This window comes from Hyphomonas adhaerens MHS-3 (assembly GCF_000685235.1).
Classification (GTDB): Bacteria; Pseudomonadota; Alphaproteobacteria; order Caulobacterales; family Hyphomonadaceae; genus Hyphomonas; species Hyphomonas adhaerens.
Window position 1 is genome coordinate 2,468,873 of record NZ_ARYH01000001.1, and the last position, 11,909, is coordinate 2,480,781.

At 61.3% G+C, this 11,909-nt stretch carries 12 protein-coding genes and 1 tRNA gene; 7 read left to right on the forward strand and 6 right to left on the reverse strand.

Annotated features, from left to right (window positions below; genetic code table 11):
* Positions 1-55: 55 nt before the first annotated feature.
* From HAD_RS11930 to HAD_RS11955, 6 genes are all read left to right on the forward strand, one after another.
* Positions 56-628, forward strand: coding sequence for a ubiquinol-cytochrome C chaperone family protein (locus tag HAD_RS11930; RefSeq protein WP_035571255.1), 573 nt, complete (start codon positions 56-58; stop codon positions 626-628).
* A 56-nt stretch (positions 629-684) separates the two neighbouring features.
* Complete coding sequence (gene plsX, locus HAD_RS11935; RefSeq protein ID WP_035571257.1) at positions 685-1,719, forward strand: phosphate acyltransferase PlsX; 1,035 nt, start codon at positions 685-687, stop codon at positions 1,717-1,719.
* Positions 1,720-1,745: 26 nt separating this feature from the next.
* Positions 1,746-2,717 carry a beta-ketoacyl-ACP synthase III gene (locus HAD_RS11940; RefSeq protein WP_035571259.1) on the forward strand — a complete coding sequence of 324 codons (972 nt, stop codon included), beginning with the start codon at positions 1,746-1,748 and terminating at the stop codon, positions 2,715-2,717.
* 103 nt (positions 2,718-2,820) lie between these two features.
* On the forward strand, positions 2,821-3,114 hold the full coding sequence (locus HAD_RS11945; protein ID WP_035571261.1) for an integration host factor subunit alpha: 294 nt from the start codon (positions 2,821-2,823) through the stop codon (positions 3,112-3,114).
* Between the two features lie 20 nt (positions 3,115-3,134).
* Positions 3,135-3,617, forward strand: a complete 483-nt coding sequence (locus tag HAD_RS11950) for a MerR family transcriptional regulator (RefSeq protein ID WP_035572185.1) — start codon at positions 3,135-3,137, stop codon at positions 3,615-3,617.
* Between the two features lie 53 nt (positions 3,618-3,670).
* A tRNA-Pro gene (locus tag HAD_RS11955) sits at positions 3,671-3,747 on the forward strand.
* 101 nt (positions 3,748-3,848) lie between these two features.
* Here HAD_RS11955 and HAD_RS11960 read toward each other — a convergent pair.
* The 5 genes from HAD_RS11960 to HAD_RS11980 all read right to left on the reverse strand — a co-directional run bounded on the left by HAD_RS11960 (position 3,849) and on the right by HAD_RS11980 (position 9,359).
* A complete protein-coding gene (locus tag HAD_RS11960) occupies positions 3,849-6,014 on the reverse strand; it encodes a S9 family peptidase (RefSeq protein WP_051596187.1) in 2,166 nt (721 codons plus the stop codon).
* Positions 6,015-6,122: 108 nt separating this feature from the next.
* Complete coding sequence (msrB, locus tag HAD_RS11965; RefSeq protein ID WP_035572187.1) at positions 6,123-6,524, reverse strand: peptide-methionine (R)-S-oxide reductase MsrB; 402 nt, start codon at positions 6,522-6,524, stop codon at positions 6,123-6,125.
* Positions 6,525-6,646: 122 nt separating this feature from the next.
* On the reverse strand, positions 6,647-7,102 hold the full coding sequence (locus tag HAD_RS11970; protein WP_035571262.1) for a MaoC family dehydratase: 456 nt from the start codon (positions 7,100-7,102) through the stop codon (positions 6,647-6,649).
* Positions 7,103-7,240: 138 nt separating this feature from the next.
* Positions 7,241-8,386 carry an aminotransferase class V-fold PLP-dependent enzyme gene (locus HAD_RS11975; RefSeq protein WP_035571263.1) on the reverse strand — a complete coding sequence of 382 codons (1,146 nt, stop codon included), beginning with the start codon at positions 8,384-8,386 and terminating at the stop codon, positions 7,241-7,243.
* Positions 8,387-8,450: 64 nt separating this feature from the next.
* A complete protein-coding gene (locus tag HAD_RS11980) occupies positions 8,451-9,359 on the reverse strand; it encodes a LysR family transcriptional regulator (RefSeq protein WP_051596188.1) in 909 nt (302 codons plus the stop codon).
* Positions 9,360-9,499: 140 nt separating this feature from the next.
* On the opposite strand from HAD_RS11980, the gene HAD_RS11985 reads away from it, so the two are divergent.
* Positions 9,500-10,240: a cysteine hydrolase family protein gene (locus tag HAD_RS11985; RefSeq protein ID WP_051596189.1), complete on the forward strand. Its 741-nt coding sequence runs from the start codon at positions 9,500-9,502 to the stop codon at positions 10,238-10,240.
* A gap of 51 nt (positions 10,241-10,291) precedes the next feature.
* On the opposite strand, the gene HAD_RS11990 is transcribed toward HAD_RS11985, so the two are convergent.
* Positions 10,292-11,839, reverse strand: a complete 1,548-nt coding sequence (locus HAD_RS11990; RefSeq protein ID WP_035571265.1) for an acyl-CoA synthetase — start codon at positions 11,837-11,839, stop codon at positions 10,292-10,294.
* Positions 11,840-11,909 lie beyond the last annotated feature (70 nt).

The window sequence follows — 11,909 nt, forward strand, 5'->3', positions numbered from 1 at the left end:
AGACCTAGCGGCAGCGGGATGGCTTTGGCAAGCACATCAGTGCAGGAGAATATCATTGGCTGGCATCTGGAACCCGTTTCGAAATGTGAACGCGCAGAAACAGCGGGCAGATGCGCTGTATCGCGGCCTGATGGCGGCAGCCTTGTCACCAGAGGCTTATGTGGCGGGTGTCGTACCGGATGATATGGACCATCGCGTCCAGATGGTCGGCCTCCACGCCGCAATCCTGGTCTGGCAGCTCACCCAGAGGCCTGAAAGTGTGCTTCAGCGCCTGCCTCAGCTGATCCATACCCGTGTATTTGATGGATTTGATGCCTCCCTGCGGGAAACCGGTGTGGGGGATGCGTCGATCGCCCGGAAGGTGCGCAAACTGGCAGAGCATTATTACGGCCTCGGTAAGGCGACTGCCGATTCCTGCTCCAGGCCGGACGCCGAGCGCGCTGCTTCGCTTTCGAACGTTCTGGAACGTAATCGGGTTGCAACTACTGGGCGCGAAGCGGAGCTGGCACAATACCTGGTGGCAACCGCACAGGCCTTCGAAGCCGCCGCATCCGAGGCCTTTTTGTCTGGTACGCCGCCGTGGTTGAGCTTTCCTGCGACAAGCATACCCGGCGTTGCCAAGGTCTGAGGCGCGCCTTAAACAGCGCGAACGGCTCTCAATAGGGCCTGAATCCGGAAGGCGCCATGACTCGCGGAACGATCCTGTCAGTTGATGCAATGGGAGGCGACCACGCACCAGGCGTGATCGTCGATGGCGTTGCCGTGTTTCTGAAAGAACGAGCCGACTCGAAAGTGCTTCTTTTCGGCGATGAGGCGTCCCTCACGCCATTGGTCGCTGCCCATCCGGGGCTTTCCAGTCGATGCGAGATTATTCACTGCGACCACAAGATCACCAGCGATATGAAGCCAAGCCAGGCGTTGCGCCGCGGCAAGGGGTCGTCCATGTGGAATGCGCTGGAAGCCGTGAAGGAAGGTCGGGCAAACGCCTCCGTGTCGGCGGGCAATACCGGCGCGCTGATGGCCATATCAATGCTCGTCTTGCGCAAGATGGACGGTGTTCACCGCCCCGCCATGACGGCCATGTGGCCGACGCTTGCCGGGCGTTCGGTTGTCCTCGATGTCGGCGCAAACGTTGAGGCGGATGCTGCCCAGCTTGTGTCGTTTGCAATCATGGGTGAAGCCTATGCCCGCGCGACACTTGGGAAAGAACGACCGACGATTGGTCTGCTGAATATTGGCTCTGAAGAAATGAAGGGCCATGAAGAAGTGCGTCAGGCGCACGAGATTCTGCGGGCCGCCGATCTGGACCTGGACTATCGGGGTTTTGTCGAAGGCGACGATATTTCCATGGGCGCGGTGGATGTGGTCGTCACAGACGGCTTTACGGGCAATGTCGCCTTGAAGACGGGTGAAGGCGTGGCGCGCATGCTCGGCACCCGCGTGCGCGAAGCGTTGATGAAGAGCCTTGCAACCAAGGCGGGCGCAGTGCTTGCCTCTTCGGGGCTCAACCAGCTCCGTGAGCAGATGAACCCCAGCAATGCGAATGGCGGTGTTTTGCTTGGTCTCGGCGGTGTCTCGGTCAAGAGCCATGGTGGAACGGATGCCCAGGGCTTCGCCACCGCTTGCCGTTTGGCGGCGGATCTGGCCACAAGTCACTATCCGGAAGAGGTTGCAGCAAACCTCGCGCGCATCCAAAAGAAAGGGGCGGCGGCTGGCTGAACAGGCCACCTCACAAAGGAATCAAGATGGCACGGCGTAGTTTCATCCGCGGGACAGGTGGTTATCTTCCCGAAAGAGTTCTGACCAATGACGACCTGTCTGCACTGGTCGAGACATCCGATGAGTGGATTCAGGAACGTACGGGAATCAAACGCCGGCATATCGCTGCCGAAGGTGAGCTGACATCCGATATTGCGACGGCTGCGGCCCGGTCTGCGCTTGAGGCCGCGGGCATTCCAGTTTCCGATGTCGACCTGATCGTGCTGGCGACGACGACGCCGGACCAGACTTTCCCGGCAACCGCGACAGCCGTTCAGGCAAAGCTTGGCATGACAGGCGGGGCCGCTTTTGATGTCCAGGCTGTTTGTTCCGGATTCCTGTTCGCACTGGCGACGGCGGATTCGATGCTGAAACAGGGGCTTTTCAATACGGCTCTTGTGATCGGCGCAGAAACTTTCACGCGCATTCTTGATTGGTCTGACAGGGGCACGTGCGTTCTATTCGGTGACGGCGGTGGCGCGGCGGTCCTGCAGGCTGAGGAATGGGACGGCGACAAGCTGGCAGGTGTCATCACCCACCATATCCGTACCGACGGCACCAAATCTGATCTGCTCTACGTCGATGGCGGCGTCAGCTCCACGGGGACGATCGGGCACGTGCGCATGGAAGGAAACCGGGTCTTCCGTCATGCGGTGACCAATATCTCTTCCGCCATTCAGAGCATCTATGATGAGACCGGCCTGACAGGCGATGATATCGACTGGTTCGTGCCACACCAGGCCAACAAGCGTATTCTCGACGGTGTGGCGAAGAAGATGAACATCGCCGAAGAGAAGGTGATCGTTACCGTTCAGGAGCACGCCAACACATCGGCCGCTTCCATCCCGCTGGCGCTGAACCATGCGGTTCGCTCCGGCCGGGCGAAAAAGGGCGATCTGATCCTGTCGGAAGCGATGGGCGGCGGTTTTTCCTGGGGCGCCAGCCTATTCCGCCTTTGATTTCAGGCGACAAGCACGACATTTTCAAGGATATTAGCTGACGGGGACGATAGTAATCCGTTAACAATCCTTGGCTACATCTTAACCAGATCGGGAGAATCCCATGTCCAACCAGACCATCACCCGCGCCGAAGTGACTGACAAGATCGTCGGAGAGGTCGGGCTCACCCGGCAGGAATCGTCGGATCTGCTCGACCGGACGCTGGATATGATCGGCGCGGCACTGGAGCATGAGGATGAGGTGAAGCTTTCCCGGTTCGGCAATTTCGTCGTGCGGTCCAAGGCCGCTCGCGAAGGCCGCAATCCCAAAACCGGGGAGGAGGCCACGATCGCTGCACGGCGCGTTGTCACCTTCCGCCCGTCGCCGATGCTGAAGGCGCAGGTCGACAACAAATAGCTATCCAGGAAGGAATGGACATGAGCGCCAGCCGGGCCCGAATCGAGAAATCCGCGACCGCATTCCGGTCTATCGGCGAAGCCGCTTCGGAACTCGGCATTGAGACACATGTCATCCGCTACTGGGAAAGCAAGTTTCCGCGTGAGGTCCGACCGGTCAAACGTCCCGACGGACGGCGCATGTTCCGGCCGCAGGACGTCGATGCGTTGCGGGCCATCCAGATTCTCGTGCACGAACGTGGCATGACGCTGAAAGGCGCCAAGGCGCTGATCGCGGAGCAGGGCATGTCCGCTGTCCTGTCCGGTGAGGCCACGCTGGGCGCCGGTGCCCCCGCAGGCAGCAGCCCCGCGCGGGATCTCCAGAAGACCGTGGCAAAGGCCTTCACCGACGAGAGCGGGGATGCCCTGACCGACGCGCGTCGTGCGCGTCTTGAAGACGCCCTGACGGAACTGTCGGACATTAAATCCCGTATCGATGCTGTGCGGGGCCGCCGCGCAGCCTGAACCCACATAATCAATTGCGGAACCGGGGTGGCTTGGCTAAAAGCCGCCAGTGTCGGAGCGTGGCGCAGTATGGTAGCGCACTCGCCTGGGGGGCGAGGGGTCGTAGGTTCGAATCCTATCGCTCCGACCATTTTCCGCCGGTTCGCCTGCGGCGAACACATCGATCCAGTAAATCGATTTGAGGCGGAAAATACCCGAAGCGTAAGCGAGGGCTCTCCCTCCCTCACCCAATCAATCCTTCGTCAGGTCCGCGTCTTCAACTTGCCCGACAGCGGCGAGGGCAAAGGCGTATTCCGTGGCGACTTCCTTCAGGCCTTCGAAGCGCCCAGAGGCCCCGCCATGGCCGGCTTCCATGTTGATCTTCAGGAAGTACGGGCCGCCCTCTGGCGCGTCGTGACGCAGCTTCGCTGCCCACTTGCTTGGTTCCCAATAGGTCACCCTCGGATCCGACAGGCCGCCCGTAATGAACATGGCCGGATAGGTCTGATCCGTCACATTGTCGTAGGGGCTGTAGGCGGCGATCTGGTCGTAGTCTTCGGCGCTGGTCAGCGGGTTGCCCCATTCGGGCCATTCCGGCGGCGTCAGCGGCAGGCTCTTGTCCGACATGGTGTTGATCACATCCACAAAGGGCACAGCGGCAATGATGCCCGCAAACAGGTCCGGGTCCATATTGGACACAGCGCCCATCAGCAGGCCGCCGGCAGAGCCGCCCATGGCCACGACTTTATCCGGGGCGGAATACCCCTTGTCGACGAGGAAATGCCCGGCCGCCACGAAGTCCTTGAACGTGTTGGCCTTCTTCTCGAGCTTGCCGTCGAGATACCACTGATAGCCTTTCGCCATGCCGCCGCGTGGGTGCACGATGGCGTAGACGAAACCGCGATCCACCAGGCTGAGCCGGCTGGTCCTGAAGTCTGCCGGGATGGTGATGCCGTAGGAGCCGTAGCCGTAGAGCAGCATCGGGGCCGTGCCATCGACCGGGGTATCCTTGTGGCGCAGCAGGGTGACCGGCACGTCCACACCGTCCCAGCTGGGCGCCATCACGCGTTCAGATACATAGTCATCCGGATTGTGGCCCGACGGCACTTCCCGTGTCTTTCGCAGGATGCGTTCGTGCGTATTGAGGTCGTAATCGTAGACCTGATCCGGCGTTGCGGGCGAGGCGTATTCGAAGCGCAACATCGGCACGTCATAGTCATAACCGGAATCCAGGCCGAGGTCGTATGCAGCCTCATCGAAGCTGATCTCATGCTCGGCGCCATCAGCCCGTGCCCGCACCACGATCCGCGGCAGGCCATTCTCGCGCTCCATGCGGGAGAGATAGTCTTTCTGTGCCTGCAGGCCGAGGATCAGTGTGCCGGGGCGGTGAGCGATGACGTCTTTCCATTGATCGCGTGAGGTGGCGTCAAACGGGGCGCGCACGACCTTGAAGTCGACGGCGCCGCCGGAATTGGTCGTAATGTAGAACTGGCCATCCCAAACGACGGCCGAATACTCCACGCCGTCTTCACGTGGCGCGATCGTGTGCAGCGTTGGGGTGTGCGCGTTCGCATCGAACCAGTGCCATTCAGAGGTGGTATGGTTGGACGAGGTGACGAAGATCTTTTCCCGGTTGGCGGATTTGGAGACGCCGACAAAGAAGCCGGGATCCTTTTCTTCGTAAATCAGCGTGTCTTCGCCAGTGTCGAGATTGCGCTCGTAGACCGCGTCCGGCCGGGCGTTCTCGTCGCGGTGAACCCAGAAAATGGACTTGCCGTCCTCGCTCCACTCGAACGAGCCGTAACTGTCAGAAATCGGTTGAGCGGCAGCCTTGCCCGTTTCGATATTCGTGATTGTGACGGTGTAGAACTCGCTCCCCTGCGTATCCAGCGCATAGGCAATCAGCGCGTGGTCCGGCGATGTGTCTATGCTTCCGAAGGAGAAGTAATCCGTGCCTTCCGACATCTTGTCGCCGTCCAGCAGGATGGTCTCGTCGGCGTCAGGGTTGAAGGCGTCCGCGGCGTCGCGACGGGCGATGATCGGATATTCGCCGCCTTCACGGTAGCGGGAGTAATACGCAAACGGGCCATCGATCTCGGGTACGGTAGCGTCGTCTTCCTTGATCCGGCCTTTCATCTCCTGGAAAAGCGTCTCGCGCAGATCGGCGGTCGGCGCCTCAAGGCGCGCTTTTGTGTAGGCATTCTCGGCTTCGAGGTATTCGCGGATGTCGGCGCGCAGGACGGACGGATCTCGCATCACCTCCTGCCAGGCGTCGTCCTTCATCCAGTGATACGGGTCGACGCGCGTGCGGCCGACCTGTGTCGTCTCGAAATCCACGCGCTTTGCCACTGGCACGGCCGGGGGCGCTTCGATTGATTCAGCGGCCGGCGCGGCGGCAAGGTCGGTTTTTTCGGTCATGGGGCATCCTGAGAATGGAGCTGCTGCGGTAATGCCAGCAAGCGGGAGGGAATTTGGGTGCTTGGGACAGACCCTTGATAGTCCAACACAAAGAGGGCCAGTCCGGTTTTATGCCTCGGGACGGAAATCCAGCACCACGCCATTGATACACCAGCGCTCGCCCGTGGGCGGCGGTCCGTCCTTGAAGACGTGGCCCATATGCAGGCCGCAGGTGGCGCAGTGGCATTCGGTGCGGGGCAGGATCATCTTGAAGTCGGTCTTGGTGGCGACCGCGTCTGGCGTGATCGGTTGCCAATAGCTCGGCCAGCCCGTGCCGGAATCGAATTTGTGCTCAGATGACCAGAGCGGGCTGTCGCAGCCTTTGCAGTAATAGGTGCCGGCGCGTTTCTCGTCATTGTAATTGCCGGGCGTGAAGGCGCGCTCGGTGCCTTCTTTGACGCCGACACGGTATTCCTCTTCGGTCAGCATTTCCCGCCATTCGCGGTCCGAACGTTTGATGCTCTGGGTCATACGGGTCTCCTTAGCCGGGAAGGGAAATATAGGCGTGCGGCGGGCGATTTTCACCTGCGCCGAAAGCAGAACGGCCGCCCCGGAGAACGGGGCGGCCGAAAAAGTCATATATCTTCAGTGGGTTATGCGTAAAGGACAGTGATGGTCTCTGCGACGAGCGCCGGGCGCTCCTGGCCTTCGATCTCGATCGTGGCTTCCATCTTCATCTGCTTGCCGCCGGATTTAGGCTCCACAGACAGGCATTTCTGGCGCAGGCGCACCTTGGAGCCGACCGGCACCATATTGGTGAAACGCACCTTGTCGGAGCCGTAATTGATGCCGCGGGTCGTGCCGGTCACGCGCAGGACTTCACCGCCCAGCATCGGCAGAAGGGACAAGGTCAGGAAGCCGTGTGCGATGGGGCCGCCCATGGCTTTGGTGGCTTTCTCGACGTCGACGTGGATCCACTGATGGTCGCCGGTTGCGTCGGCAAACAGGTTGACGCGGTCCTGGTCAATGGTGTGCCAGTCGGACACGCCGACTTCCTGTCCTGCAATAGATTCAAGCTCGTCGAAGGCGACGACGCGTGGGTTGGCCATGGAGTCCTCCTTAAAATGTGCTGGCTTGTTTTGGCCCGTCGGCCGGGCCGGGGCAAGCCTGACGGTAGGGTAATTACGCCCGCGAACCCGGCGATTACCCCATGATTATACCGGACTATGCCGGACCAGGGCATGACCTCAGCCGTTCAGGTGATGCGCAAGTCTTGCGATAAAGTGCTCTACGTCGCCATCGCTGGTGAAGAGGTGCTGGGTAATGCGCAACCGGTCCCCGCGCCGCGAGACGAAGATGCCGTCTTCCTTCAGCCGGGCGGTCAGGTCCGCCGGCACGTGCTCTGGCAGAAGTGGGCAGAGATAGTGCGCCCCGCGGACGCTTTCCGGTGGGCAGTCGAGGCCGATCCCGGCCAGCGCGTCCGCCAGTGCCGCGTTGCGTGCGCCGAGCGTCTCCTGAATGTTGGCGATCCCCCAGCCGAGCACAGTGCGCACCGCCGCTTCGAACGCGGGCAGCAGCGCGAAGTTGGAGCGTTCGCCCATGTCGAAGCGCTGGGCGCCCGGGCCGTAATTGTCGGTATAGTCGATCAGGCGCGCGAAGTTCGACGAGCCTTCCCGCGTGATCCAGTTCTGCTCCAGCGGTTTCCCGTCGCGGTGCTGCGGGGCGACATAGAGGAAGCCGGTGGCATAGGGCGAGAGCAGCCATTTATAGGCGGCGACGGCCACGAAATCGGGCTGCACGTCCTTCACGTCGAAGGCCAGCGCGCCGCAGCTCTGCGTCAGGTCCAGCACCAGCGCGGCGCCGACCTCGCGGCAACGCTTTCCGATGTCAACGAGATCCAGGATCGCCCCGTCGGTCCAGCGGACATGCGCGCAGGCGACAAGGCCCGTCTGCGGGCCGATGGCGGCGAGCAGGGCGTCCGACAGGGTTTCATTCCCGTGCGTGCCGATCGTGCGGATCGTGGCGCCGGTCTCCTTCGCCAGCTCCCGCCAGGTGTAGAGATTGGACGGGAACTGGTCCTCCAGCACGAGGATCTCCTGATCCTTCGACAGGGGCAGATTCCGCGCCGCCGTGGCGAGCGAATAGCTGACCGATGGCGAGTAGGCGATGCCGTCCGTATCGGCGCCGATCAGGTCCGCCAGCAGGGGGCGCAGGCGCTCTGTGTCTGCAAAGAACTCCGTATCCGGAATGGTCCACGGATGCAGTTTGCGCGCGAGGCCCTTCTGACCAGCCTCGACGGAGGCCTTCGTCATCGGCCCCATCGTGGCGGTGTTGAAATAGGCGACACCCTCAGGGATGTCGAACAGGTGGCGCTGGTTCGGAATCTGGGTCATACGGTTTGCCTAGCGCGCGCCTGCGATCCGGGCCAGTGGGAAGTTGCCGCAGCAGGTGCGTTGCCTAGGAATTGAGCAAGGCCGGGACGATGGTTTCTATATGTTGGCGGAAGGCGTTCACATGGGTGGGGGTGCTGGCGAGGCGGGCTGATTTCATCACCCATTCATAAGAGAATTCCAGCGCCTGGCCGTCCGGGCCCTGCAGTGGGCCAGCAGTCATGTTGGTCGCCGACAGTTTCGCAGCAGGCAGGATCGCTGCACCCACGCCGAGTTCGGTCCACTCCTCGATGACGTGATAGCTGAGCGCATATCCGGGATAGAGTGTCAGGCAGGCGCCCTCTGCTTCAAACAGGCGGCCGAGCGCGGCGTTGAGGCCGCAGGCGCCATTTGTGCAGATGATGGGCGCATCCGGCAGGGAATTGATCTGCCATGGGTGAAGAGAATGGTCTGCCCCTTGCGTCTCGCGCGGCAGGTAGAAGAGCGGATCCCGATAGGCCGGGAGGACCTGCATCCCGTCAGGCGCCGGTTCCGTTACCCGCAGGCCGAAATCCAGCTTTCCCGTCTGTATACGTTCGATCAAATCATCCAGAAGGCATTCCTTGAACAGGATCGACACATTTGGGTTTGCCTGCCTGTAAGGGCCAAGGGCACGCTCCACAGTCTTGAGGTCGATCAGCGGGGACATACCGATCCGGAGGATCTTGTGCGCCGGGTTGTGCCAGGCGGAGGCCGCCTTTTCTATTTCGTCCACATCGCCGAGCAGGGCTTCGAGAAAGGGCAGCATATGCTGTCCGAACGGTGTGAGGGACACTTCGCGCGTCGTCCGGTCAAACAGGCGTCCGCCCAGTTCCTCTTCCAGCTGGACAAGCCCGTTGGAGAGCGTGGGCTGGGTTGCGCCAGCTTCGGCGGCGGCTTTCCGGAAAGAAAGCGTATGGGCGAGGCGGACAGCGTAGTCGATCTGGCGGAGTTTCACGGCAAGGACTCTATCTGATTGGCATCCGGCATAGCGCAATCATTGATTGAGCGCATCTATCAATCAAATCCAAACTCTGAATTTCCCGGGAGGCCCGCTGAAGCGCAGGTTCGGCCTGCCAGACAGCAAAGGAGACAAGAATGTTTGGTCTGAAATCCTCCCGGAAGGGCTTCGCGGCGGCGTTGGCTGTGGCCGGTGCCATGCTGACGTTCGCAGGGTGCGCCTCAGCAGAACCGGCCGCCGGCTTCCAACCTGATCCGGCGCGAACAGCGGTGCTGATCACCGATCCGCAGAATGACTTCATGAGCGAGAAAGGCGCGGCCTGGGGCCTCGTGAAGGGCAATGTGGAACGCCTGCACACCCGTGAGAATATCGCGAAGCTGATCGCATCTGCGAAGTCGGAAGACGTGCCCCTCTTTGTCAGCCCGCACTATTACTTTCCGCAGGATGGTGGCTGGCTGGTGCGCGGGCCGATCCAGCAGACCCTGCACGACATTCACATGTTCGAAGTGGCCGGGCCGGTGGACTATTCAAAGATCGCCGGTACAGGGGCTGACTTTTATGGCCCGCTGAAGCCCGCCATTCTGGATGGGGAAACAGTGATCGTTTCACCTCACAAGATCTATGGGCCGGAGTCGAACGACCTTGTGATGCAGCTGCGCAAGCATGGCATCGACACGGTGATCATGGGCGGCTTTGCCGCCAATCTTTGTACGGATTCCCATATGCGGGAACTGGTCGAACAGGGCTTCAATGTCGTGATGGTGGAGGATGCCGTCGGCGCGCCGGGCGAAGAGGCCTATGACGCGGCGGTCCTGAACTATTCCATGATCGCGAACGCCGTCTGGACGACGGATGAGGCTGTTGCGTTCCTGAAATAAGGCTGCAGCGGCTGGCGGCCCGGGTGCTTTCCCGCCCGGGCCGTTTCCGTATCAGACGATGCGGCTGTCCTTCTTGCCCCAATAGCGGTCGCGGATGAGGCGCTTGTAGAGCTTGCCGGTCGGGTGACGCGGCAGTTCCGGGTCGAAGTCGATGCTCTTCGGGCATTTGATCTTCGACAGATTAGCCTGCGCGAATTCCATCAGCTCTGCAGCCAGTTCCTCGGAAGGGGCAATGCCAGGCATGGGCTGGACGACCGCCTTCACGGACTCGCCGAATTCTTCGTCCGGTACACCGATCACGGCCACGTCGGCCACTTTCGGGTGGGTGATCATGATGTTTTCGCATTCCTGCGGATAGATGTTCACACCGCCTGAGATGATCATGAACGCCTTGCGGTCTGTGAGGTAGAGGAACCCGTCTGCGTCCAGCTTGCCAACATCGCCGAGGGACGACCAGTCCTTGTGTTTCGGGTTCAGGGCTGCTTCGTTCTTGTCCGGCGAGTTATGATAGTTCGGCGGTGTGGTGCCCGCAAAGTAGACCTGTCCTTCCTCGCCGACCGGTACTTCATCACCTTCTTCGTTGCAGATCTTGACCTCGCCATGGACGGCTTTGCCGACGGTGCCCTTATGGGCCATCCATTCGTCGCTTCTGGCCCAGGTCATGCCGTTGCCTTCAGAGCCGGCATAATACTCGTCGATGATGGGGCCCCACCATTCGATCATCTGTTCCTTGACCGGTACCGGGCAAGGTGCCGCCGCGTGGACAACCCATTGCAGGCTGGACACGTCGTATTTCTTGCGGACCTCTTCAGGCAGCTTGAGCAGCTTCACGAACATGGTCGGCACCATCTGCATGTGCGTGACCTTGTACTGCTGGATGTATTTGAGCAGCGATTCCGCATCGAACTTTTCCATGATGACCAGCGTGGCGCCGAGCTTCATGAAGGTCATACAGTAGCGCAGCGGGGCGGCATGGTAGAGCGGGGCGGGCGACAGGTAGACGCTATCCGGACCCGCGCCGGAGAAGGCTTGCAGGATCTGGATAAGCACGTTCGTGTCGTCGATCGGCATGTCCGGCTCAAGCGCCGGGCGGATGCCCTTCGGCCGGCCGGTCGTGCCGGAGGAGTAGAGCATGTCTGTGCCGGCCATCTGATCGGCAATCGGAGTTTCCGGGAACGCGCCCCGAAGCGTTTCGAGCGGCGCGAAGCCCGGCATGGGCCCGTCGATGGACCAGTAGTGCTCGAGATTGGTGAGGGCTTTGACCTCTTCGGCTACGGCGCGCTTGGATGCGCCGGCGATGAAGAGTTTCGCGCCGGAGTCCGACAGGATGTATTCCACTTCCGGCGCTGTCAGGCGCGAGGAGATGGCGACATAGTAGAGCCCGGCCCGCTGGGCACCCCAGCAGATCTCGAAATAGCGCGGCGAGTTTTCGGCGAACAGCGCGATCGTGTCGCCCGGCTTGCAGCCTGCGCCGCGCAGGGCGTGCGCGACCTGGTTGGAGCGTGCCTCCAGCTGGCCGTAGGTGACGGTCTCACCGGAACCGGCCATGATGTAGGCAGGCTTGTCGGGATTGGTCTTTGCGTGGTGATGGGGGTGCATTCCTGGCTCTCCTCACGAAATTCCGGGGGCGCTTGTGCCCGGCCCCTGCGAAATAGTCAGCCGTGACCAT